The organism is Pseudonocardia halophobica, assembly GCF_050948485.1.
In the GTDB taxonomy this organism is placed as follows: Bacteria; Actinomycetota; Actinomycetes; order Mycobacteriales; family Pseudonocardiaceae; genus Pseudonocardia; species Pseudonocardia halophobica.
This window is the reverse complement of sequence record NZ_CP192046.1, coordinates 7,091,513-7,113,015: the sequence shown is the minus strand read 5'-3', so window position 1 is coordinate 7,113,015 and position 21,503 is coordinate 7,091,513. Positions and strand designations below refer to the sequence as shown.

The following is a 21,503-nucleotide window of genomic DNA, read 5'->3' as shown; positions in this document are numbered from 1 at the left end:
CAGTAGCACATCCGCAGCTAGCGTCGGTGTTCGTCGGACCGCCGAGTCGCAGGAGACGCTGGTGCCGGAGAGTGGGATCGAGCGGTCCGTGCCGCCGCACCGCCGCGCGGTGGCGCCCAAGGCGCGCGGCCGCGACCTCGGCCCGTCGCGGTACGAGCAGATCGTCGACGCGGCCGCGGAGCTGTTCCGGCGCAAGGGCTATGCGGGCACGAGCATCAGCGAGATCGCCGAGGCGGCCGGCATGCTCAAGGGCAGCCTCTACCACTACATCCACACCAAGGAGGACCTGCTCCACGCGATCGTGGAGGAGGCGCACCTCAACACCGCCGCGCTCGGCGAGGAGCTGCTCGCCTCCGGCGCCCCGGCCGTCGACAAGCTGCGGCTGGCGATCGAGCGGCACCTGCGCGGCACCGAGAAGAACCTGATCAAGATCAGGGTGTTCAACGCCGAGTTCTCCGGGCTGCCCGCCGAGCGGTTCGCCGAGATCATCGCGCGCCGGGACACCTACGAGCGCTCGATCCGCGAGATCGTCCGGCAGGGGCAGCGGGAGGGCGCCTTCCCCGCGCACCTCGACCCGCGGCTCACCGCGGCGTCGATCCTCGCGACCCTCAACTCCGTCCAGGCGTGGTTCCGCCCCGACGGCGACCTGTCCATGACCGAGATCATCGACGGCTTCACCGACCTCCTGCTGCGCAGCGTCGGCGTGGAGACCCACCCGGAAAGGACCCTGCATGAAGACCGGTGAGCAGTACCTGGCCTCCCTCGACGACGGCCGCAAGGTCTGGTTCGAGGGAGAGCTGGTCGAGCGGATCGCCGACCACCCGATCCTCGGGCAGAGCGTGAAGCTCATCGCCGAGGGCTACGACAAGGTCTACGACCCGACCGGCGACCACAGCCCGTTCTCCGACGTCCCGACGGACGCGCAGGGCCTGCGCGAGCACATCGACTTCGTGCACGACATGGGCATGCTCGCGCACGTCACCTACACCTCGATCATGACGCTGCTGACCGCCGCGGGCCGGATCATGGACTCCTGCCCGGAGGAGGTCGAGCGGATCAACGCCTTCGTCGCGCGCGCCCGCGCCGAGGACATCCGGATCACGCAGTGCATCACGGACGCGAAGGGGCACCGCAAGGTCCGCCCGGGTCAGCAGGAGGACCCCGACTCGTACGTGCACGTGGTCGAGCGCCGGGACGACGGCGTGGTCGTCCGCGGGGCCAAGCTGCACATCACCGCCGCCTCGCTCGGCCACGAGCTCATGGTCATCCCGACCAAGGGCATGAAGCCGGGGGAGGAGGACTACGCGATCGCCTGCATGATCCCGGTCAACGCACCGGGCGTGAAGATCGTCGACGTCAGCTACGCCCCGCGCAACGCCGGCAGCGGCACCTTCCCGGTCTCGGGCCCGGTGTCCTACCCCGAGTCGTTCGTGATCCTCGACGACGTGTTCGTCCCCACCGAGCGCATCTTCCTCGACGGGCAGACCAAGTACGCCACCGTGTTCGCGCACTCGCTCGGCCTGTGGGAGCGGCTCGGCGGGCTGTCGTCGATGGCCGACGGGGCGGACCTGCTGGTCGGGCTCGCCCAGCTGATCGCGCAGGCGAACGGCACCGAGTCCGTGGCGCACGTCCGGGACAAGATCGACGACATGATCATCCAGGCCACGCTCATCCGGGCCTCGCTCGAGGCGGCGATCACCCACTGCCACGTGGGCGACAACGGCGCGGCGTTCCCGGACGAGCTGTACACCAACGCGGGCAAGTACTACGCGGCGTCGCACTACGACCGGCTCGTGCAGAGCCTGCACGACATCGCCGGTGGTTCGATCGTCACCGCGCCCTCGCTCGCGGACCTGCAGAACCCGGAGATCGGGCCCGCGGTGCGCAAGTACATGCAGGGCAACCCGGAGTTCGACGGCGAGACGCGGCTGCGGCTGTTCCACGTGATCCGCGACCTCACCGCCGACACCTACGGCGGCTGGCGGCTGGTCACCAACATCCAGGCCGGCGGTGGGCTCTACGCGCAGAAGATCGTGACGCGGAAGTGGTACCCGATGGAGTCCGCCGTTGCGAGGGCGAAGGAGCTGGTGGGGGTCCCGTTCGCGCCCTGACCGGGTACCGGTCGGCCCTACCGCGGCGACGGCGGGCGCCCTAACCTGCGCGGATGCTGCTGGACGGGCTCAACCACGTCGCCGTGATCACCGCCGACACGGACCGCCTCCACGCCTTCTACGGCGAGGTGTTCGGGGCGACCGTCGCGCACGAGATGCGGCAGGACGGCTTCCGGTTCTCGATCGTCGACATCGGCCCGCACACCGAGCTCAACGTGTTCGAGGTCGACGGCAACACCGAGGCCGAGCGGCAGACGCCGATGCTCGGCCGCGGCCGGCTCGACCACCTCGGGCTGCAGGCCGCGTCGATCGAGGCGTTCGAGGAGATCCGGCGCCGCCTGCTCGCCCGCGGGGCGTGCGACGAGTTCGTGACCGACTTCGGCCCCGTGCTCAGCCTGTTCTTCCGGGACCCGGACGGGCTGGAGGCCGAGGTCTGCGTGCCCAACCCGGACGCGGAGCCGGGCCGGCACAACCCGCCCGGCACCCCGGCCGCGCGGTACGTCTCGGGCTGACGCGCCCCGCACCTCGGACCGGGGACGGGCGAACGGCGCTCTCGCTCACATCTGGTGAGCGAGAGCGCCGTTCGCCGTGCTCAGAGCTGGTAGGTGGAGTTGATGATCGCGCCCTTGCGGGCGTAGTGGATCAGCGCGTCCTGGACGTCGAGCGGGTGCGTCGGGATCACGCCCTCGATCAGGTCCTCCTCACGGGCGCCGTGCAGCGACAGCCCGAAGCGGCAGCAGTAGACCTTGCCGCCCTCCTGGATGTACGTCTTGAGCGAGTTGTTGATGTTGTGCTCGCCCGGGAACGCCGAGTTGCCGGTGGTCGGGAACCCGCGGGTGGCCAGGCAGTTCAGCGAGCCCGGGCCGTAGAAGTAGATCGCCGACTCGAAGCCCTTCCGCAGTGCCCGGGTGGCCTGCAGGATCGCCACGAAGCTCACCGAGGACTCGTGCGCGATGCCGTGGACCAGCGTGAAGTAGCTCTCCCCGTTCTCGGCGTGGTAGTCGGGGAAGACCTTGGTGCCGCCGTAGATCGACGACCCCTCCGGCATCGACGGGTGCGGGATCTCCTCGAGGCTCTGCTTCTCGAGATCGGTCAGGTCGGCCATGTTCTCCTCCGGTGTGGACAGGTCCTGTGGACGGGTGGGCGGTCGGGGAGTGGTGCTCAGACCGGCTGGAGCGCCGGCCGGGTCAGGACCCCGTAGACGTCGGGGCGGCGGTCGCGCAGGTTGTTCATGCCGGCGCGGTGGGCGTCGAGGTCGGCGTCGAGGTCGAAGTCCGCGACCACCATCGACTGGGTCTGCCCGGTCGCGGCCACGATCTCCCCGCCGGGGTCGACGATCTTGGCGTTGGCGGCGAAGCGCAGCGAGCCGAACGCGCCGAACTGGTTCGACGCCACCCACACGACCTGGTTCTCCAGCGCGCGGGCGCGGTCGAACAGGTCGAAGCGGCGGGTCCACCGGTCCTGCGCGGGGTCGGGGTGCGGGTTGGTCGCGCTGACCGGCCAGGCCGACATCGAGACGATCACCCGGGCGCCGTCGATCGCCAGGGCCCGGGCCGCCTCGGGGAAGCCCTTGTCCCAGCAGATCTGCATGCCGATCCGGCCGATCGGGGTGTCGACGGCCTCGAAGGCGTCGCCGGCCGCGTACGTGGCGTCCTCGCGCAGCGGCTGGTGGACCTTGCGGTAGGTGCCGAGCACACCGTCGCCGGTCACGCAGACCGCCGCGTTGTACCGGCGGCCGTCCGCCGCCTCGCAGTAGCCGGCGGTGACCACGAGGTCCCCGGCCAGCGCGGCCAGGCGGGCGATCTCCGGGCCGTCGACCGCGAAGGCCGGCGGCGGGGACGCGGAACCGCCCAGGTCGGAGACGTAGCCGCCGAGTGCGGCCTCGGGCAGGGCGAGCAGCTGCGCACCCTGCCGCTTCGCCTCGTCGATCAGGCGGGCGATCCGGGCGAAGTCGGCCTCGAGGTCCCGGTCGAAGGGGGCCGCGACGGTCGCGACACGGGTCGTGGGCATGGCGGGGCTCCTCAGCTGGCCGACCGGGGGGCGACCCAGTCGTCGTCGGACGGGAAGGTGCTGGTGGGGGTGCCGGCCAGCCAGTGCAGACCGTCGCCGACGCGGCCCGCACGGCGGGTCTCGAGGATCCGGCCGACGACGTGCTCCGCGTCGTCGGCGACACCCGAGAAGCGGCCCGAACCCCAGGTGTACTGCCAGGGCAGACCGATGAAGTAGAGGCCCGGCTGGCTGGTGACGCCGCGCTCGTGGGTCGGGTAGCCGCGGCCGTCGAAGATCGGCAGCTCGATCCAGCGGTCGTCGCGGCCGTAGCCGGTGGACCAGATGACGGTCGTGATGCCGGCGGCCGCGAGGTCGGTCTCCTCCGGCTCGTCGGCCTCCGGCGCCCAGACCGGGGCGGTGCGTTCCTCGGCCGGCGCGTCGATGCCGTTCGCGGCGATGTACGCGTCGATCGAGTCCTTGATGCCCTCGGCGACCGCGTCGGCCCCGTCCAGGTTGGACCGCAGGTCGCCGGCGAAGCGGAGCCGCCCGTCGGTGATACCGACCAGCCGGCCGTGCAGGTTCATGCCCTCCAGGGCGAACTTCCGCAGGTCGATGTCGCGTCCGCCGTCGCGGCCGGTGACGTAGTGGTTCGTCTTGTGCCGCACCGCCTCCGCGTCGGGGAACCGGTCGATGCCCTTGGTGTAGGTGCCCATCTCGGACAGCCAGGCGACGCAGTCGCGGCCGCGGTAGAAGCGGGCGACCCGCGGGGCCGTGCCGGTGGCGAGGTGCACGGTGCGGCCGGCGAGGTGCAGGTCCTCGGCGATCTGGCAGCCGGACTGGCCGGTGCCGACGACCAGGACCGCGCCCTCGGGCAGCCGGTCCGCGTTGCGGTACTGCGAGGAGTGCAGCTGGGTGACCGCGTCCGGGAGGCGCTCGGCCATCCGCGGCGTGCGGGCGACCTGGTACGGCCCGGTCGCGACCACGACCTGGTCCGCCGTCACGGTGCCCTTGTCGGTGGCGATCCGGAAGCGGCCCGTGTCGCCGGCCCGCAGCGAGGTGGCGCGGACGCCCTCCACCAGCGGCGGGTCGAACGACGCGACGAACTTCTCCAGGTACCGGGTGATCTCGTCGCGGACCATGAAGCCGTCGGGGTCCGGGCCGTCGTACGGGAACGCGGGGAGCCGGCACTGCCAGTTCGGCGTGACCAGACAGAACGAGTCCCAGCGCCGGTCCTGCCACTCGTGCCCGGCGGTCTCGGCCTCGAGCACGAGATGATCGACGTCGTGGTGGGTGAGCCAGCGGCTCACCGACAGACCCGCCTGTCCGCCGCCGACGACCACGACGGAACGGTGCGCGCCGTCGAGGTCGGACGTGGCGGGGGCGGGATCGGGGACGGCGCGCAGATGGGTGGCCGGCTGCGACGGGGACATGAAGGATCAGCTCCTGAGGGGCTCCGAGGGCGAGGGGCTCCGAGCCGGACCGTGACTGGCTCGGGAACCAGTTCAGGGCGGAGCCGTTGCCGGGATGTGTCATCCGGAACGCATCTGTGTTTCCGGATCATGGTCGTGTTGCGGCGAGGTGAGATCAGAGCAGTGCTCTCGCTCAACGGGGCTGTGTACGGCCCGCCCGGGCACGGATTGTCCCTGCGCAGCATCGCGGTCTGCGCGGTCCCGCGAACTCTCTCCGGCACTATGCGGCCCGGCGACGAATAGGCCGAAGGTGGGCGGGACGGCCTGCCCGGAGAGGGTTGAGTGCCGTACGTCTCATGTGTGGCGTGCGTTATGTCCGGAACCGTGGAGCCGGCGAAGGCGGAGCCGGGAAAAATGCGTCACCACACCCGGGGAAAGCGGTTGGGCCGAACAGCGCAACGGCGGCTTCGATCGGAAGCGGCACGCTGCCGGGACCGGTGTCCTGCGGGCGCGTGAAGATCCTCCCGAGGGGGTCGGTGCGCGTCGCGGACCACGTGTCGGCCGGCCCGGAACCTCCGGACCCGCCGGCCGCGATCCCGTCCTTCGCGCGCGACCGCGACCGCGACCGCGCCCGCGTCCGGGTGCGCCCGCGTCGATCGCGCCCGCGGAGGCGGCGGTGATCCACTTCGCGCCCTCTCGGGCCCCGGCAGCGGTCCGACGGGTCAGGCCGACCCCCGACCGCTCGCCTCGCAGCGCGGCCCGACTCCCCCTATCGTGCGGAACGGGCGGGAGCGTGGCGAGCGTCATGCTCCGTGACGGGCCGTGGCAGACGGCGACGGTCAGTAGGGCCCGGGGCGCCGAGGCCTCCACCGGGCTCGCCCGCAAAATCGGCGATGCACCTGCGGAAACTGCGGCGTCCATTCGGTGATCCGGACGGTCCCCACATTTCCCGGGCATTAAACGATGTTGTGATGACGATCACGGAACTCCGCGATCGAATGTTGTCGACAACTGCCGACGGGTGCAGGTTCGCAATACCCCTGTTACGTTCGTTGGCCATGACCGCAGCCACCACCGACACCTCGGATCCGCCCGGCGACGAACCCGAACTGACGGTGGGGCCCCCGACGGTCGACGACGGCGTCGACCTGTGGCGGATGGCAGCGGACTCCGGCGTCCTCGACGTGAACTCCCGGTACGCGTACCTCCTCTGGTGCCGCGACTTCGCCGCGACCTCCGTGATCGCCAAGCTGGACGGTCGGCCCATCGGCTTCGTCACGGGGTACCGCCGCCCGGACGCCTCTGAAACATTGCTCGTCTGGCAGGTCGCCGTCGGCGCCGCCGCCCGCGGTCGCGGAGTGGCGGGCCGAATGCTGGACACGCTTTTCGCGCAGGTGCCCGGCGTCCGGTTCATGGAGACGACGGTGACGCCGGACAACGACGCGTCGAACGCCATGTTCGCCGCATTCGCGCGCCGCAACGACGCGGAGGTGTCGAGAACGGAATTGTTCCCCGGATCCCTTCTCGGCGACGGACACGAATCAGAGATCCTCTATCGAATCGGCCCGATCCCGACCGAAGGATGATGAGAAGAGAATGACCATCTTCGAGGACGTCGAGTCCGAGGTCCGCTCGTACTGCCGCAACTGGCCCGTCGTGTTCGACACGGCGAAGGGCGCTCGCCTGTGGGACGTGGACGGCAACTCGTACCTCGACTTCTTCGCGGGTGCGGGCGCGCTGAACTACGGCCACAACCCCGAGCCCCTGAAGAAGAAGCTGCTGGAGTACCTGTCCCGGGACGGGATCACCCACGGCCTGGACATGTACACCACGGCCAAGGGCGAGTTCCTGAAGACCTTCCGGGAGAAGATCCTCGGCCCCCGTGGCCTGGACTACAAGGTCCAGTTCCCCGGCCCGACCGGCGCCAACGCCGTCGAGTCCGCGCTGAAGCTCGCCCGCAAGATCACGGGCAAGGAGGCGATGGTGAACTTCACCAACGCCTTCCACGGCATGACGCTCGGCGCGCTCTCGGTGACCGGCAACTCGATGAAGCGCGGCGGTGCCGGCATCCCGCTGGTGCACTCCACCCCGATGCCGTTCGACAACTACTTCGACGGCAAGGTGCCGGACTTCCTGTGGTTCGAGAAGGTCCTCACGGACACCGGCTCGAGCCTCAACGAGCCCGCGGCCGTGATCGTCGAGACGGTGCAGGGCGAGGGCGGGATCAACCCGGCCCGGATCGAGTGGCTGCAGGGCCTCGCGGACCTGTGCAAGCGCCACGACATCCTGCTGATCGTCGACGACGTGCAGATGGGCGTCGGGCGCACCGGCCCGTTCTTCTCGTTCGAGGCCGCGGGCATCCAGCCGGACATCGTCACGATCTCCAAGTCGATCTCGGGCTACGGGCTGCCGATGGCGCTCGTCCTGATCAAGCCCGAGCACGACGTCTGGGGTCCGGGTGAGCACAACGGCACCTTCCGCGGGCACAACCCCGCGTTCGTCACCGGGACCGAGGCCATCCACCAGTTCTGGAGCGACGACACGCTCGAGCGCGACGTGATCCGCAAGGGCGAGAAGGTCGAGGAGGCCTTCAACCGGATCGTCGCCGACACCAAGTCGACCGAGCTCACCGCGAAGGGCCGGGGCCTGGCCCGCGGCCTGCAGTTCGCGCAGGAGGAGCAGGCCGCCAAGGTGTGTGCGGCGGCGTTCGAGCGGGGACTTCTGATGGAGACCTCGGGACCCGAGAGCGAGGTCATGAAGATCCTCGCCCCCCTGACCATCACCGACGACGAGCTCGACGAGGGCCTCGCCATCGTCGCCGAGTCCGTCAAGGCCGTCACCTCCGGAGGCTGAGCACTACATGATCGTCCGCAAGATCGATGACGTCACGGGCACGAAGAACCACGTCGACACGCCCGGCTGGTACTCGCGCCGCGTCGTCACCGCGCACGACCGGGTCGGTTTCTCCGTCGGCGAGACGGTGCTGCGGGCCGGCTCGACGAACGACTTCTGGTACGCCAACCACGTCGAGGCCGTCTACATCGTCTCCGGCGAGGGCGAGCTGTACGACAAGGACAACGACCGGACGTACGAGCTCGGCCCGGGCACGATGTACCTGCTGAACGGCAACGAGAAGCACCAGGTGCGGGTCAGGTCCGACATCACCTGCGTGTGCGTGTTCAACCCGCCGATCGTCGGCACCGAGGTGCACGACGAGAACGGGGTGTACCCGCTGCTCGAGCTGCCGCCGGAGCCGGCCGGCCAGGCCTGACGCGCGCGGCGCACCGCCGGGTCCGACCGGGCCCGGCGGTCGCGCCGTGTACCACCGCCGCACCACCGAACGACCGCCGAACCCACCGCAGAGGAAGGGCGGATCCACTCCCACAGGGACCGACGAGGAAAGGAAGGGACGCGCATGTCTGCCCCGAGCAGCAGCCAGACCCGGACCACCCAGGACCGCTACTACACGCGCGTGTCGAGCGAGCCCGCGCTGATCGAGCGCGTCGAGCCGACCGTCTGGGGGAGCGAGTCCAGCGCCGGCATGTACGGCGCCCAGGAGCTGCACGGCCACGCCGAGAAGGGCTTCAGCCAGGTCCCGCAGCTGCTCACCCCCGACGAGGTCGCCGGGTACGCCGCGGAGCTCGACCGGCTGGCCACCGACCCGCTGGTGCGGGCGGACGACCGCTGCATCGTCGAGAAGAAGTCCGACGAGGTGCGCTCGATCTTCGAGGTGCACCGGATCAGTGACGCCATCGCGCGGCTGGTGGCCGACGAGCGCGTGGTCGGCCGGGCCCGGCAGATCCTCGGCGGCGACGTCTACGTCCACCAGAGCCGGATCAACTACAAGCCCGGTTTCGGCGGCGGCGGCTTCTACTGGCACTCGGACTTCGAGACCTGGCACGCCGAGGACGGCATGCCCACCCCGCGCGCGGTGAGCTGCTCGATCTCGCTGACCGAGAACTACGAGTACAACGGCTGCCTGATGATCATGCCCGGGTCGCACAGGACCTTCGTGAGCTGCGTCGGGGAGACCCCGGAGGACAACTACCGGTCGTCGCTCAAGGAGCAGGAGATCGGCACGCCGGACCCGGACAGCCTCACGGCGCTGGCCAACCGGCACGGCATCGCCATGCTCACCGGCAAGGCCGGGTCGGCGACCTTCTTCGACTCGAACTGCATGCACGGGTCCGGGGACAACATCACCCCGTACCCGCGTTCGAACATCTTCATCGTCTTCAACAGCGTGGAGAACGCCTGCGTCGAGCCGTACTACGCGCCCAAGCGGCGCCCCGAGTACATCGGCGCGCGGGACTTCACGCCGGTGCGCTGACACCGCGCCCACCCCTCGCGACGGACGGGGCGGCTCCCACCCGGGAGCCGCCCCGTCGGCGTCGACAGGGTCGAACCGTGGGTCAGACCGCGGGGAAGGAGCGGTTCAGCCGCTCCAGCGGCGCGAGCTCGGGGCGCTTGGGCAGGTAGCCGTCCCCGGTGTGCCCGCCGCGCAGCCGCTTGCGCACGTACGGCATCACGTGGTCGCGCACCCAGGCGAGGTCCTCGGCCTGCCGCGTGCGCCAGCTGGCCTGCTCGGCCACGGGCCACGGGGTGCGCCAGTCCGACGGCACCGGCTCGCCCAGGACCTCCAGGGCCCGCAGCGAGACGCGCTCGTGGGCCTCGGGGGTGAGGTGCAGCCGGTCGCTGGCCCACGCCCGGGGGTCGGCCAGCACGTTCATGCCCCAGAGGTCCACCACACGGCAGCCGTGCTTGTCGGCGCTGGCGCGCAGGTTCTCGTTGAAGGTCGCCACGCGGCCGCGCAGCCGGCGCAGCAGAACGTGCATGCGGCGCAGGTCGAAGCCGGTGAAGATCAGCACGTCCGCCCCGGTGGCCACCAGCCGGGCGAGGGCGGCGTCGAAGCGCACCGCGAGGTCGTCCGGGTCGCACTGCAGGCCGATGATGTCGTTGCCGCCGGCGCAGAACGAGACGAGGTCGGGGCGCATCGCCTCGGCGACCGGCACCTGGTCGGCGATGATCTGGTCCAGCAGCTTGCCGCGCACGGCCAGGTTGGCGTACGTGAATCCGGGGCGTCCGGCGGCAAGCCGTTCGGCCAGCCGGTCGGCCCATCCGCGCGGCGACCCGTCGTCCCGGAGATCGTCCAGGCCCTCCGTGAAGCTGTCGCCGACGGCGACGAAGCTGTTCCACCGGTTCACGGCAACCAGCTCCCTTCGCATCCGTTCTTCTCGTGTCCATCAGGGGGACACCTCATGCTCGAACAGGATCACCCATCCGTCACGCAATCCGCCAGCACAGGGTGATCTCGATACCGGGATAGGGCACCCTTGCCTCTCGTGAGCACACCCGAGGGACCCGCGGGCCGTCCGGACGGCGGCCCCGGGAGCGACACCGAGCACGAGGGCGGGCGCGACGCGCGCCGGGAGGGCGCGGAGTCGCTGCGCGCGATCCTCGGCGGCCGCGGCGGGGCGATCGACGCCTCCGTGCCGGTCGTCGCGTTCGTGCTGGTCTGGCTGCTGGCGGGGGCGCTCGGCTGGTGGTCGCCGGTCGGCGTCGCGGCGGCCGCGGCGATCCTGGCCGGGATCGCCGTCGCGGTCGTCCGGCTGGTCCGGGGCACCCGGCCGCGCGCGGTGCTGTTCGGCCTGCTCGGCGTGGCCGTCGCGGCGATCGTGGCGCTCTACACGGGCCGGGCCGAGGACTTCTTCCTGGTCCAGATCCTCAGCAACGTGGCGAGCGCGCTGGCCTGGGCGGTCTCGATCGTGGTGCGCTGGCCGCTGCTGGGCCTGGTCGTGGGCACCGCGCTCGGGCAGAAGACCCGGTGGCGGCGGGACCCGGACCTGCTGCGCGGCTACCAGCGGGCGAGCTGGGTGTGGGTGGCGCAGTACGTCGTGCGGGTGGCGGTGTTCCTGCCGCTGTACCAGGCGGAGTGGGTGTTCGCGCTCGGCGCGGCCAGGGTCGCGTTCAGCCCGGCGCTGGTGGCGTTGAGCGTGGTGCTGTCGTGGCCGGCGTTGCGTTCGGCGCTCCCGCCGGACCATCCGGGGATCCGGCACCCCCGGGTCCCGGGTCCCGATCCGGGAGGCCCTACGGTGGACGGTCCGCCCACGGACGGGTGACAACTCTCACTCATCGTGATCGTCAGGTGCGTTCCCAAGATCGCCCACGTTCATATCGGGTGAGGAACCCCGGCAGCCCTCGCGTGATGTGAAACGGAGTCATGGCCCAGCAGCACCCCCGCCCGCAGTCATCCCGGTACCCGCAGGCCGGGCCCGGCCCCCACGGCCGACCCGTCCCGCCGCAGCCCGGCCCGCCCGATCTCCCGCGCACCGGGGCCGCCCAGCGGCCCGGCGCCGGACGTCCCGACGACCGCCGCCCCGGCCACCCCGGTCCGCAGCGCCGGTCGGGATCGGGGGGCGCGACGAGCTCGCGGGGCACCGGCGGCACCGGCGGCACGGCCGGTTCGGGTGCCACCCGCCGCGTCGGCCCGCCGTCGTCGGGACTGCCCACCCAGGTCACGACGACCACCGGCCCGAACCCGCGTACGCCGTCCGACGGTCTGACGAGCGCAGTCGGATCCCCGGTCGGCTCCGGGGCCGGCGCCATGACCGCCACCTCGGCGACGATCGAGGAGAAGAAGCCGGACCTGACGGTCAACAAGATCATCGCCGGTGCGGGCGCCGCCGCCACCACGGCCGTGTTCGGCTCCTTCTTCGGCGCCACCGGCACGGTGGCCGGCGCGGCCCTCGGCTCGGTCGTGACGACCCTGGGCACGACGCTCTACCAGCGCTCGCTGGACCGCACCAAGGAGACGGTGCTGGCGCGGGTGAAGATCCCCGGCAAGAAGGACGCCGTGGTCATCGCCGAGCCGGTGGACCCGCTGGCCACGATCCCGCTGCAGCGCCGGGCGGACGAGGGCGCGGGCCCCACGATGCTCCAGCCGGCGCTCGGCGACGCGGCCGCGGAGGGGGCCCCGGAGCAGACGCGCCCCTGGTACACGCGCAAGCGCCTGCTGCTGGCGGCGGCCTCGACGGTCGTCGCGTTCGTGGTGGGCCTGATGGTGATCACCGGCGTCGAGTGGATCAAGGGCTCGCCGATCTCCGGCGGGACCTCCGGCACCTCGGTCAGCCGGGTCGTCTCCGGGACCCCGATCACGTCGGACGACAACACCGACCAGGGCGGCAGCACCGACACCACGGAGAGCTCCACCCCGACGACCACGCCGGAGCCGTCGGACGAGCAGGGCCGTTCCACCGAGCGGACCGGCAGCGACGAGCCGTCGCGCAACCCCACCGCGACCACCACCCCGCGGACCGGGTCGCCGACCCGGACCACCTCGCCCGACTCGGGCGGCAGCGGGTCGGGGTCGCAGCAGGGCGGCGTCGACGGGCTGCTCGACGGCGGCGGCAACAGCGGCAGCGGCGGCGAGAACAGCTCGAACTAGGAAGGTCCGAGCGGCGCTCCGATCAGGGCAGGCGCGCGCGGAGGGCCCGGGCCGCGGCCTCCGGGTCCTCCGCCTCCGTGATCGCCCGGACGACCACGATCCGGGTGGCCCCGGCGGCCAGGACCTCGTCGAGGTTCCCGCCGTCGATCCCGCCGATCGCGAACCACGGCCGGGCCGGCGCGCGGCCGGCCACCGTGCGGACCAGGTCCAGGCCGGGCGCGGGCCGGCCGGGCTTGGTCGGGGTCGGCCAGCAGGGCCCCACGCAGAAGTAGTCGACGCCGGGCTCGTCGGCGGCCCGCAGGGTCTCCTCCGCGCTGTGCGACGAGCGCCCGACGACGATCTCCTCACCGGCCACCCGGCGGGCCCACTCGACCGGCAGGTCGTCCTGCCCGAGGTGCAGCACGTCGGCGCCCGCGGCCAGGGCCACGTCCGCCCGGTCGTTCACGGCGAGGAGCCGGTCGTGCTTCGCGCAGGCCTCGGCGAGGACCTCGAGGGCCTGCAGCTCCTGCTTCGCCTCCAGCGGCTCGCCGCCCTTGTCGCGGAGCTGGATGACGTCGACGCCCCCGGCCAGGGCCGCGTCGGCGAACTCGGCCAGGTCCTTGCGGTCCCGCCGGGCGCCCGTGCACAGGTAGAGGCGGGCGTCGGCGAGCCGGGTCAGCAGCGTCTCACGGTCGGGTCGGGGCACGGTCCGGGAGCGTAGGCTGGGCGACCGGGAACGAGAGCTGTGGGTGCAGGGCACGGGAGTCCGCGCGCGAGCGGGCTGAGAGGGGACTGGCCGGTCCCGACCGTCGAACCTGATCCGGGTCATGCCGGCGCAGGGAGGAAGCAAGGTGGAGGATCTCGTCGTCGTCGGTGGCGGCGTCATCGGGCTGAGCTGCGCGTGGCGCGCGGCGCAGGCGGGGTGGCGCGTCACCCTCCGCGACCCCGCTCCGGCGAGCGGGTCGTCGTGGGTCGCGGGCGGGATGCTGGCTCCGGTCACGGAGGCGTGGCCGGGCGAGGAGGGCCTGCTCGAGCTGGGCCTGGAGTCGCTGGAGCTGTGGCCGGCGTTCGCCGTGGAGCTCTCCGCGGCCGCCGGGCAGCCGGCCGGGCTGCATCCGGAGGGCACCGTCGTCGCCGCGACCGGGTCCGGCGACCGCGCCGAGCTCGACGCCCTCGCCGGGCACCTGGGCCGGCTGGGCCGGCCCGTCGAGCGGCTGAGCGGGCGCGAGCTGCGCCGCCTGGAGCCCGGGCTGGGCTCGGACGTCCGCGGCGGGCTGTCCGTCCCCGGCGACCTGTCCGTGGACAACCGCGCGCTGCTCGCGGCCCTGCGGGCGGCGGCGGAGAAGGCCGGCGTGGTGGTGGAGGAGCGGGCGTGGGAGCCCGGCGACACCACTGACGCTGCTGGTTTCGTGCTGATCTGCGCCGGCGCCCATTCGGCGGCGCTGCACCCGGGGCTCGCCGGGCTGGTCCGGCCCGTCAAGGGCGAGATCCTGCGGCTCACGCACCGGCACGGTGCCTTCCCGGTGCCCACGAGGACCGTCCGCGCGCTGGTCGACGGCCGCCCGGTCTACCTCGTCCCGCGGCCGGGCGGCCTGGTCGTGGGAGCCACCCAGAGCGAGCACGGGTTCGACACCGAACCGACCGTGGGCGGCGTCCGCGACCTGCTGCGCGATGCCGAGCGCATCCTGCCGGGCATCGCCGAGTACACGCTGGCCGAGGCGGCCGCGGGGCTGCGCCCGGGCAGCCCGGACAACGTGCCGATCGTCGGCCGGCTCGACGGGCGGACGCTCGTCGCCACCGGGCACAGCCGCAACGGGATCCTGCTGGCCCCGCTCACCGCCCGGCTCGTCGTCGGGCTGCTGGCGGGCGCGCCGGTGCCGGCGGCGGTCGACCCCGCGCGCTTCGGGAGGACGGGAACGTGAAGGTGGAGATCAACGGGGCCGCGCACGACCTCGCCGACGAGGCGACGGTCGCCGACGCGCTGGCCGCGGTCGAGGCCCCGGGGAAGGGCATCGCGGTGGCCGTCGACGGGCAGGTCGTGCGGCGGGCGGACTGGGCGTCGACCCGGCTGGCGGCGGGCGCCGCGGTCGAGGTGCTGACGGCGGTGCAGGGAGGGTGACGGTGGACGTGGTTCAGGACGAGACGCTGGTCGTGGGGGGTCGCAAGATCGGCTCCCGGCTGATCACGGGTACCGGCGGGGCCGCGAACCTGGAGGTCCTGGAGCGGGCGCTGGTCGCCTCGGGGACCACCCTGACCACGGTCGCGATGCGCCGCATCGACGCGCGGACCGGCACCGGGGTGCTCGACCTGCTGCGGCGGCTGGGCATCGAGGTGCTGCCGAACACCGCGGGCTGCCGCACCGCCGCCGAGGCCGTGCTCACGGCCCGGCTCGCGCGGGAGGCGCTGGAGACGGAGCTGGTCAAGCTCGAGGTCGTGGCCGACGAGCGGACCCTCCTACCGGATCCGATCGAGCTGCTCGACGCCGCCGAGCAGCTGGTCGACGACGGCTTCACCGTGCTCCCGTACACCAACGACGACCCGGTGCTGGCCCGCAAGCTCGAGCAGGTCGGCTGCGCGGCCGTCATGCCGCTGGGCTCGCCGATCGGGACCGGGCTGGGCATCCGCAACCCGCACAACATCGAGATGATCGTGGCCGAGGCCGGCGTGCCGGTCGTGCTCGACGCCGGGATCGGCACCGCCTCCGAGGCCGCGCAGGCCATGGAGCTGGGCTGCGACGCCGTCCTGCTGGCCACCGCGGTGACCCGGGCGGCGGACCCGGAGCGGATGGCGCACGCGATGCGGCTCGCCGTGGAGGCCGGGTACGCCGCGCGGCACGCCGGCCGGATCCCGCGGCGGTACTGGGCGCAGGCCTCGTCGCCGGAGATCGACTGAGCAGCGTGCGGAACGAACAGGGGCACGGGCCCCGCATCGACTGATTCCGGCCGCGCTCGTGGCAGGGTGAGGCGGTGCCGCTGTTCTCCTTCGAGGGCCTCGCCCCGACAGTCCACCCGACCGCCTTCGTCGCCCCGACCGCCACGCTCGTGGGCGATGTGCGGGTCGAGGAGGGCGCCTCGATCTGGTACAACGCCGTGCTCCGGGCCGACTTCGGCCCGATCGTGGTGCGGGCCGGGGCGAACGTGCAGGACGGCTGCGTGCTGCACGGCGGAGACGACCCCGTGACCGAGATCGGCGCGGGCGCCACGATCGGGCACCTGTGCGTGGTGCACGGCAGCGTGATCGGCGCGGAGTGCGTGGTCGGCAACGGCGCCACGATCCAGGACGGCGCGCGGATCGGCGCGCGGTCGCTGATCGGGGCGGGGTCGACGGTGCCGCCGAACAAGGTGATCCCCGAGGGCACCCTCGTGCTCGGGCCGGCCGCCGCCACCAGGGGCGGCCTGACGCCGGAGGCCGAGCGCTGGGTGCGCACGAACCCGGACATCTACCGGGAGCTCGCGCAGCGGCACGCCAAGACCGCCACCCCGGTCGTCCCCTGACGTCATGGGCGCGCCGGGGAAGGGGCGCCGGGGGCCGCTGCTGACGGCCCTGTCGACCGCCGTGGTCGTGGGCCTCACGGGCTGCGGGGGCGGCGCTCCCACGCCGCCACCGGCTCCCTCGGCGTCCGCCCCGGCTCCCTCGGCGACCGCGCCGGCCCCCGCGACGACCCGGCTCCCGGCGGCGGCCGGCGGGCTCGTCGTGTGGTTCGTCGGCTCGACCCCGGCCGGGGACCGGCTCTACCGGGAGCGGCGGGCGACGACCGAGGGCGGGCCGGACGGCGTGGCCCCGGACCCGGCGGGCGACGCCGTCCGGGAGCTGCTCGCGGGGCGACCGGAGGACCCCGACCACCGCTCGGACTGGCCGCCCGGGGTGACCCTGCGCGGCCCGGTCACGATCGTCGACGGGGTGTTCACGGTCGACCTGGCGCCGCCCGGGCCGCTGCCCGGTCCGGCCGGCCTCGCCCTGCAGCAGCTGGTGCAGACGGTGCAGGACACCACCGGCAGCACCGCACCGGTCCGCGTGCTGGTCGACGGCCGTCCGGCGACGACGCTGCTCGGGGAGGACGTGTCGCGGCCGCTGACGGCCGACGACCCCTTCCGCGTCCGGGCCCTCGTCCAGCTCGACGACCCGGTGGAGGGCGCCGTCGTCGGCTCGCCGGTCGTGGTGTCCGGCGAGGCGGCCGTGTTCGAGGCGACCCTGCTGTGGGAGGTCCGGGACCCGGCCGGCCGCACCGTGCGGTCCGGGTCCGCGACGACGAGCGAGGGCCAGACCTTCGCGCCCTACCGGTTCACCGTGCCGCTCGGCCCCGGGACCTACGACGTCGTGGTCTCCGAGGACGACCCGAGCGGCGGGGAGGGCCGGGCACCGATGACCGACTCGGCGCGGATCACCGTCCGCTGACCCGGGGTGCCCGGAGGCCCAGGGACCGCAGCTCCGCCTCCGCCAGGGCCGCGACGGCCGCGGGGTCACCGGAGCGCCAGGCCCGGGCGGGGTCGGGGGTGATGCGCAGCAGGGAGCGCAGGGGGCGGTGCGTGAGCGCCCGCAGGGCCAGGACGTCCGGGCCGGCCTCGCGCGCCTCGGCGGCCGCCGTGGCCCGGCGGGCGTAACGGACCCGCAGCGGCAGCCACAGCGCCAGCACGGGCAGCAGCCCCAGCACCGCGACCAGCACGCCGGCCCCGGTCGCCACGGCGGCGACGGTGTCGATCTGCTGCTGGCCGGCGGCGACGAGCGAGGACCCGGCGTCGGCCCCGGGCGCGAACGCCCCGGCCAGCCGGTCGCCGACGAACGGGACCTCCCCGGCGCCGCGGGCCGCGCCGTCGAACGCGCCGCGGATCGACTCGCCCGCCTGGACCAGCGTCCGGCCGGGCCCCTGCAGGCGCAGCAGCAGGTCGTGGGCGGCCACCCCCAGCCAGATCCAGAGGACCGCCCACGCCACCGCCACGACGTCGGCCAGCACCTGACCGGCGGCCCGCTCCGGCCGCTCCGCATACACGCGCACGCCCGCGGTCCTACCGTGTCGCGTGCCGGGGCGCGAGCCAGGGCCCTAGAGCAGGCCCAGCTTGGTCGCCGCGTACACCGCCTCGGCGCGGCGGGAGACCATCAGCTTGCGCATGAGGTTGCCGACGTGGAACTTCACCGTGGTCTCGGAGATGAACAGCTCGGCCCCGATGGCGCGGTTGGACAGGCCGCGGGCGAGCAGCCGCAGCACGTCGAGCTCGCGTTCGGTGAGCCGCTCCCGGTCCGGGACGCCGCCGGAGAGCGAGCGCACCATCGCGGAGGCGCTGCGGGCGTCGAAGGCGCTCTCCCCGCGCGAGACCGCACGGATGGCGCGGACCAGCTCGGTGGTGTCCACGTCCTTCACGACGTAGCCGCGGGCGCCCGCCTGCACGGACTCGACGACGAGCCGGTCCTCGGCGAACGTGGTGAGCACCAGCACGCCGATGCCCGGGTGGGCGGCGCAGAGCTTGCGGCAGACGTCCAGCCCGTCCGTCTGCGGGCCGGAGGTCAGCTTGAGGTCGAGCAACACGACGTGCGGGCGGGTCGCGGCCACGGCGGCGATCGCATCGGCCGGGGTGCCGGCCTCGCCGACCACCCGCAGGTCCTCCTCGCGCTCCAGCACGGCCCGCAACCCCTGGCGCATGATGGAGTGGTCGTCGACCAGCACGATCCGCACGGGCACCGGGCGCGCCCGGTGCATCGGGCGCGGGGGCAGGCCCCCCGGCGGTGCGGTGCGAACGGCGCTCATGACGCCACCCCTCTCTCGTCGCTCCGGGCGTCGCCCTGTGCACTGCCGCGGCCCGTCGGCCGCCCGCCGTCGGCCCCGCCGACCGGCACGTCGACCTGGACCTGCAGCCCGCCCATGCGGGCGCGGCGAAACGTCACCGTCCCGCCCATCTCCACGGCCCTGGTCTGCATGTTGACCAGGCCGCGGTGCTCGCCGGACGGGGACAGCGCCGACGCCCGCAGGCTGCGCCGGACCTCCTCCGGCCGGCCCTTGCCGTCGTCGGACACGGTCAGCCGGACCGCGCCGGGCCGGTAGGCCAGCCGGATCGACGCGCGGGAGGCGTCGGCGTGCATGGCCGTGTTGAACAGCGCCTCGCCGGCGATGCGGAACAGCGACTGCTCCTGCTCGGCGGGCAGCCGCACGGGCTCGCCGCCGATCCGGACGTCGATGCGCAGCTCGTCCGGCATGTGCACGGTGGTGAGCTGGCGCAGCATCGCGGGCAGGTCCTGGTCGGCGGTCTCGTGATGACTGAGCGCGTAGATCGCCGAGCGCAGCTGCTCGACTGCCCGCTTGGTCAGGTCCTTCGCGGTGTCGAGGTGCTCGAGCAGCCGCGGCTCGTCCAGCTCGCCGCGGACCAGCTCGATGTGCATCCCGGCGGACAGCGCGTACTGGGTGACGCTGTCGTGCAGCTCGCGGGCGATCCGGTGCCGCTCGCTGTCCAGCACCTCGCGCTGCCGGGCGGCGCCCAGCTGCTCCTGGGTGCGCTGCAGCTCGGCGTTGCGGGTGCGGAGGTCCTCGGCCTGCCGGGCGGTGCGGGCGTAGAGCTTCTCCGAGCGCTCCAGCAGCGCGCAGTTCTGCAATGCCGACGCCGTCTGCCCGGCCAGGATCCGCATGACCGAGTGGTCGGTGTCGTCGACCTCGCGGTCGCGCGGGGTCCACGCCACGAACCCGCCGACGGTGCGCCCGTCGAGCCGGACCGGGACGTGCAGGTGCGTGCGGGCGGTGTCCCGGTCGTGGGCGGGGCCCTCGTGGCCGGTGTCGTCGCCGCACCGGACCTTCTCGACGTGCGCCCGGACCGTTGCGGGCACCAGGTCCAGGTTCGTCCACTCCACCCCGTCCGGACCCAGGACGAGGTGCCGCGGGCTGGCGTCCTTCAACCGGCCGTCGACGAGCGCGAAGGCGACCCAGTCCGCGGAGAGGTGGTCCGCGGCGGCGTCGACCACGGCCCGGACCAGCGCCTCGGAGCCCTCCATGGTGCGGACCAGCGCGGCGGAGATCCGTTCCAGCGCGAGGATCACCCGGCGCAGCCGCACCGCCGACACCCGGTACTCCGGGTAGAACGACGGTTTGCCGGACCGCAGCCCGGTCAGTGCGTCGAGGTCGGGGCCGGGCCACGAGCGGCCCGCGGGCGCCGGCGTGTCGGCCCGCCGCGGCGGCCAGGGGCCGGAGGAGGGCGCGTTCGTCACCGCGGCTCCCTCACAGGGCGGCCCGGAACAGCGTCTCGACCTCGTCGACGGAGGCGGGGCGGGGGTTGGTGGTCAGGCAGGCGTCGCCGAGGGTCAGCACCGCGAGCCGCGGGATGTCGGCCTCGGTCACGCCGAGCGCGCCGAGCCCGCTCGGCACGCCGACCTCGTCGCCCAGCTTGCGGATCTCCGCGGCGACCATGTCGACGGCCTCGTCCCCCGGCACCCCGTGCCCGGCCAGGCCCATCGCCTGCGCGATCGGCACGAACCGCTCGGGGGTGGCGGCGCCGTTGAACCGGACGACGTGCGGCAGCAGCACGCCGTTGATCACCCCGTGCGGCAGGTCGAGCATCCCGCCGACCTGGTGGCTCATGGCGTGCGTGGCGCCGAGGATCGCGTTGGTGAAGGCCAGCCCGGCCTCCAGCGCGGCCTGGGCCATCGCCTGCCGGGCGCGCTGGTCCTCCGGCCGGACCATCGTGTGCGCCAGGTTGGCGTTGACCAGCGACACGGCCTGCAGGGCGTGGTGGTCGGTGAGCGGGCCGTGGGCCAGCGAGACGAACGCCTCGATGCCGTGGGTCAGCGCGTCGAGCCCGGTGGCGGCGTTGAGCCACTCCGGCATCGTGACGAGCAGCCGTGGGTCGATCACCGAGACGTCCGGGACGAGCGCCCGGCCCATGATCGTGATCTTGGTGTGCCGCTCGGTGTCGGTGACGATGCAGAACTGCGAGACGTCCGCGCCGGTCCCCGAGGTGGACGGCATCATGATCAGCGGCGGGATCGGGTTGGCGATCCGGTCGATGCCCTCGTAGTCGAGGATCCGCCCGCCGTTCGACGCCAGCAGGGCCACGCCCTTGGCCGCGTCGATCACCGAGCCGCCGCCCAGGCCCATCACGACGTCGCAGCCGGAGGCCACGTAGTCGTGGTAGCCCTGCTCGATCTCGTGGTCCTTGGGGTTCGGCGTGACGTCCGTCCACAGCCGCGGGGCGAGCCCGGTCCCGCGCAGGTGCGCGAGCAGCTCGGCGGGCCAGCCCGCCTCGAACACACCCGGGTCGGTCACCACGAACGGCCGCCGCGCGCCGAGCCGGGCGGCGGCGTACGCGGCCTCGCGCAGCGAGTCCGGGCCGAACACGATCTCGGGGGCGTGGAACTTCGACAGCCGCGGGTTCGTGGCGCCGGCCGCCGGGGCGCCGCAGCCCCCGCCCCGGTGGACGGTGAGGTCCGGCTCGCGTTCGGCCGCGTCGTCGCGGAGCACGTCGTCCACCAGCACCGTCTCGCCCGCCCGCCGACACGCGTCGACGGTCCCGGTCGCCGGGGTCCTGCCCTCGAGAGCCACGCTGCCCTCCCGCACCTCGTCCGACCGCGCACGACGACGTCCGGATGCCCGGGGCA

The 21,503-nt window shown here is 73.3% G+C and carries 24 protein-coding genes; 14 read left to right on the top strand and 10 right to left on the bottom strand.

From position 1 onward, the window contains the following. Positions 1–61 precede the first annotated feature (61 nt). From ACQP04_RS33970 to ACQP04_RS33960, 3 genes are read left to right on the top strand one after another with little or no spacing between them, the layout of a single operon-like run. Complete coding sequence (locus ACQP04_RS33970) at positions 62–745, top strand: TetR/AcrR family transcriptional regulator (RefSeq protein ID WP_433504530.1); 684 nt, start codon at positions 62–64, stop codon at positions 743–745. Continuing rightward, positions 732–2,111: a 4-hydroxyphenylacetate 3-hydroxylase N-terminal domain-containing protein gene (locus tag ACQP04_RS33965; protein ID WP_433504529.1), complete on the top strand. Its 1,380-nt coding sequence runs from the start codon at positions 732–734 to the stop codon at positions 2,109–2,111. Before ACQP04_RS33970 ends, ACQP04_RS33965 begins: the two co-directional genes overlap by 14 nt. A gap of 53 nt (positions 2,112–2,164) precedes the next feature. Beyond that, the gene (locus ACQP04_RS33960) at positions 2,165–2,623 is read left to right on the top strand and encodes a VOC family protein (RefSeq protein WP_433504528.1); all 459 of its coding nucleotides are present in this window, start codon (positions 2,165–2,167) and stop codon (positions 2,621–2,623) included. A gap of 80 nt (positions 2,624–2,703) precedes the next feature. Here the strand turns inward: ACQP04_RS33960 and ACQP04_RS33955 are convergent, their stop codons facing one another. Genes ACQP04_RS33955 through ACQP04_RS33945 form a run of 3 tightly spaced genes read right to left on the bottom strand, consistent with a single transcriptional unit; the run spans position 2,704 to position 5,530 of the window. Next, complete coding sequence (locus ACQP04_RS33955; RefSeq protein ID WP_433504527.1) at positions 2,704–3,216, bottom strand: MSMEG_0572/Sll0783 family nitrogen starvation response protein; 513 nt, start codon at positions 3,214–3,216, stop codon at positions 2,704–2,706. A gap of 56 nt (positions 3,217–3,272) precedes the next feature. Continuing rightward, the gene (locus ACQP04_RS33950; protein ID WP_433504526.1) at positions 3,273–4,121 is read right to left on the bottom strand and encodes a carbon-nitrogen hydrolase family protein; all 849 of its coding nucleotides are present in this window, start codon (positions 4,119–4,121) and stop codon (positions 3,273–3,275) included. Between the two features lie 11 nt (positions 4,122–4,132). Continuing rightward, complete coding sequence (locus ACQP04_RS33945; RefSeq protein ID WP_433504525.1) at positions 4,133–5,530, bottom strand: MSMEG_0569 family flavin-dependent oxidoreductase; 1,398 nt, start codon at positions 5,528–5,530, stop codon at positions 4,133–4,135. Positions 5,531–6,567: 1,037 nt separating this feature from the next. Between ACQP04_RS33945 and ectA the strand changes: the two genes are divergently transcribed. From ectA to thpD, 4 genes are all read left to right on the top strand, one after another. Then, a complete protein-coding gene (ectA, locus tag ACQP04_RS33940) occupies positions 6,568–7,095 on the top strand; it encodes a diaminobutyrate acetyltransferase (RefSeq protein WP_433504524.1) in 528 nt (175 codons plus the stop codon). 10 nt (positions 7,096–7,105) lie between these two features. Further along, entirely contained in the window at positions 7,106–8,362 is a 1,257-nt protein-coding gene (ectB, locus tag ACQP04_RS33935) for a diaminobutyrate--2-oxoglutarate transaminase (protein WP_433504523.1), read from the top strand. Positions 8,363–8,369: 7 nt separating this feature from the next. Then, positions 8,370–8,780, top strand: a complete 411-nt coding sequence (locus tag ACQP04_RS33930) for an ectoine synthase (RefSeq protein ID WP_433504522.1) — start codon at positions 8,370–8,372, stop codon at positions 8,778–8,780. Between the two features lie 144 nt (positions 8,781–8,924). After that, positions 8,925–9,839, top strand: coding sequence for an ectoine hydroxylase (thpD, locus tag ACQP04_RS33925; protein WP_433504521.1), 915 nt, complete (start codon positions 8,925–8,927; stop codon positions 9,837–9,839). Positions 9,840–9,921: 82 nt separating this feature from the next. On the opposite strand, the gene ACQP04_RS33920 is transcribed toward thpD, so the two are convergent. After that, the gene (locus tag ACQP04_RS33920; protein ID WP_231498300.1) at positions 9,922–10,713 is read right to left on the bottom strand and encodes an SGNH/GDSL hydrolase family protein; all 792 of its coding nucleotides are present in this window, start codon (positions 10,711–10,713) and stop codon (positions 9,922–9,924) included. 138 nt (positions 10,714–10,851) lie between these two features. On the opposite strand from ACQP04_RS33920, the gene ACQP04_RS33915 reads away from it, so the two are divergent. Then, positions 10,852–11,628, top strand: coding sequence for a DUF3159 domain-containing protein (locus ACQP04_RS33915; RefSeq protein WP_433504520.1), 777 nt, complete (start codon positions 10,852–10,854; stop codon positions 11,626–11,628). A 128-nt stretch (positions 11,629–11,756) separates the two neighbouring features. Here ACQP04_RS33915 and ACQP04_RS33910 read toward each other — a convergent pair whose 3' ends face one another. Further along, complete coding sequence (locus tag ACQP04_RS33910; RefSeq protein ID WP_433504519.1) at positions 11,757–11,894, bottom strand: hypothetical protein; 138 nt, start codon at positions 11,892–11,894, stop codon at positions 11,757–11,759. A 219-nt stretch (positions 11,895–12,113) separates the two neighbouring features. On the opposite strand from ACQP04_RS33910, the gene ACQP04_RS33905 reads away from it, so the two are divergent. Continuing rightward, positions 12,114–12,953: a hypothetical protein gene (locus tag ACQP04_RS33905; RefSeq protein ID WP_433504518.1), complete on the top strand. Its 840-nt coding sequence runs from the start codon at positions 12,114–12,116 to the stop codon at positions 12,951–12,953. 22 nt (positions 12,954–12,975) lie between these two features. Here the strand turns inward: ACQP04_RS33905 and thiE are convergent, their stop codons facing one another. Next, positions 12,976–13,638, bottom strand: coding sequence for a thiamine phosphate synthase (gene thiE / locus ACQP04_RS33900; RefSeq protein WP_433504517.1), 663 nt, complete (start codon positions 13,636–13,638; stop codon positions 12,976–12,978). 121 nt (positions 13,639–13,759) lie between these two features. Between thiE and thiO the strand changes: the two genes are divergently transcribed. The 5 genes from thiO to ACQP04_RS33875 all read left to right on the top strand — a co-directional run bounded on the left by thiO (position 13,760) and on the right by ACQP04_RS33875 (position 17,327). Continuing rightward, positions 13,760–14,854, top strand: a complete 1,095-nt coding sequence (thiO, locus tag ACQP04_RS33895) for a glycine oxidase ThiO (protein ID WP_433504516.1) — start codon at positions 13,760–13,762, stop codon at positions 14,852–14,854. Next, complete coding sequence (thiS, locus tag ACQP04_RS33890) at positions 14,851–15,051, top strand: sulfur carrier protein ThiS (RefSeq protein ID WP_433504515.1); 201 nt, start codon at positions 14,851–14,853, stop codon at positions 15,049–15,051. Before thiO ends, thiS begins: the two co-directional genes overlap by 4 nt. Positions 15,052–15,053: 2 nt before the next feature. Next, entirely contained in the window at positions 15,054–15,824 is a 771-nt protein-coding gene (locus ACQP04_RS33885; RefSeq protein WP_433504514.1) for a thiazole synthase, read from the top strand. 74 nt (positions 15,825–15,898) lie between these two features. Beyond that, the gene (locus ACQP04_RS33880) at positions 15,899–16,426 is read left to right on the top strand and encodes a gamma carbonic anhydrase family protein (RefSeq protein WP_433504513.1); all 528 of its coding nucleotides are present in this window, start codon (positions 15,899–15,901) and stop codon (positions 16,424–16,426) included. Positions 16,427–16,430: 4 nt separating this feature from the next. After that, positions 16,431–17,327: a Gmad2 immunoglobulin-like domain-containing protein gene (locus tag ACQP04_RS33875; protein WP_433504512.1), complete on the top strand. Its 897-nt coding sequence runs from the start codon at positions 16,431–16,433 to the stop codon at positions 17,325–17,327. Here the strand turns inward: ACQP04_RS33875 and ACQP04_RS33870 are convergent. Genes ACQP04_RS33870 through ACQP04_RS33855 form a run of 4 tightly spaced genes read right to left on the bottom strand, consistent with a single transcriptional unit; the run spans position 17,314 to position 21,447 of the window. Next, the gene (locus tag ACQP04_RS33870) at positions 17,314–17,925 is read right to left on the bottom strand and encodes a hypothetical protein (protein ID WP_433504511.1); all 612 of its coding nucleotides are present in this window, start codon (positions 17,923–17,925) and stop codon (positions 17,314–17,316) included. The genes ACQP04_RS33875 and ACQP04_RS33870 overlap by 14 nt on opposite strands. 45 nt (positions 17,926–17,970) lie before the next feature. Continuing rightward, positions 17,971–18,672 carry a MadR family response regulator transcription factor gene (locus ACQP04_RS33865; protein WP_433504510.1) on the bottom strand — a complete coding sequence of 234 codons (702 nt, stop codon included), beginning with the start codon at positions 18,670–18,672 and terminating at the stop codon, positions 17,971–17,973. Next, positions 18,669–20,117: a MadS family sensor histidine kinase gene (locus tag ACQP04_RS33860; protein ID WP_433504509.1), complete on the bottom strand. Its 1,449-nt coding sequence runs from the start codon at positions 20,115–20,117 to the stop codon at positions 18,669–18,671. The genes ACQP04_RS33865 and ACQP04_RS33860 overlap by 4 nt, the downstream gene beginning before the upstream one ends. A gap of 10 nt (positions 20,118–20,127) precedes the next feature. Beyond that, positions 20,128–21,447: an iron-containing alcohol dehydrogenase gene (locus tag ACQP04_RS33855; protein ID WP_433504508.1), complete on the bottom strand. Its 1,320-nt coding sequence runs from the start codon at positions 21,445–21,447 to the stop codon at positions 20,128–20,130. Positions 21,448–21,503 lie beyond the last annotated feature (56 nt).

What these genes read in the sequence shown, in the direction of transcription:
- ACQP04_RS33930 (WP_433504522.1), top strand. Translation starts at nt 8,370, where the DNA reads ATGATCGTCCGCAAGATCGATGACGTCACGGGCACGAAGAACCACGTC.
- ectA (WP_433504524.1), top strand. Translation starts at nt 6,568, where the DNA reads ATGACCGCAGCCACCACCGACACCTCGGATCCGCCCGGCGACGAACCC.
- ACQP04_RS33965 (WP_433504529.1), top strand. Translation starts at nt 732, where the DNA reads ATGAAGACCGGTGAGCAGTACCTGGCCTCCCTCGACGACGGCCGCAAG.
- ACQP04_RS33945 (WP_433504525.1), bottom strand. Translation starts at nt 5,530, where the DNA reads ATGTCCCCGTCGCAGCCGGCCACCCATCTGCGCGCCGTCCCCGATCCC.
- ACQP04_RS33875 (WP_433504512.1), top strand. Translation starts at nt 16,431, where the DNA reads ATGGGCGCGCCGGGGAAGGGGCGCCGGGGGCCGCTGCTGACGGCCCTG.
- ectB (WP_433504523.1), top strand. Translation starts at nt 7,106, where the DNA reads ATGACCATCTTCGAGGACGTCGAGTCCGAGGTCCGCTCGTACTGCCGC.
- ACQP04_RS33865 (WP_433504510.1), bottom strand. Translation starts at nt 18,672, where the DNA reads ATGAGCGCCGTTCGCACCGCACCGCCGGGGGGCCTGCCCCCGCGCCCG.
- thiO (WP_433504516.1), top strand. Translation starts at nt 13,760, where the DNA reads ATGCCGGCGCAGGGAGGAAGCAAGGTGGAGGATCTCGTCGTCGTCGGT.
- ACQP04_RS33960 (WP_433504528.1), top strand. Translation starts at nt 2,165, where the DNA reads ATGCTGCTGGACGGGCTCAACCACGTCGCCGTGATCACCGCCGACACG.
- ACQP04_RS33950 (WP_433504526.1), bottom strand. Translation starts at nt 4,121, where the DNA reads ATGCCCACGACCCGTGTCGCGACCGTCGCGGCCCCCTTCGACCGGGAC.
- ACQP04_RS33905 (WP_433504518.1), top strand. Translation starts at nt 12,114, where the DNA reads ATGACCGCCACCTCGGCGACGATCGAGGAGAAGAAGCCGGACCTGACG.
- ACQP04_RS33955 (WP_433504527.1), bottom strand. Translation starts at nt 3,216, where the DNA reads ATGGCCGACCTGACCGATCTCGAGAAGCAGAGCCTCGAGGAGATCCCG.
- thpD (WP_433504521.1), top strand. Translation starts at nt 8,925, where the DNA reads ATGTCTGCCCCGAGCAGCAGCCAGACCCGGACCACCCAGGACCGCTAC.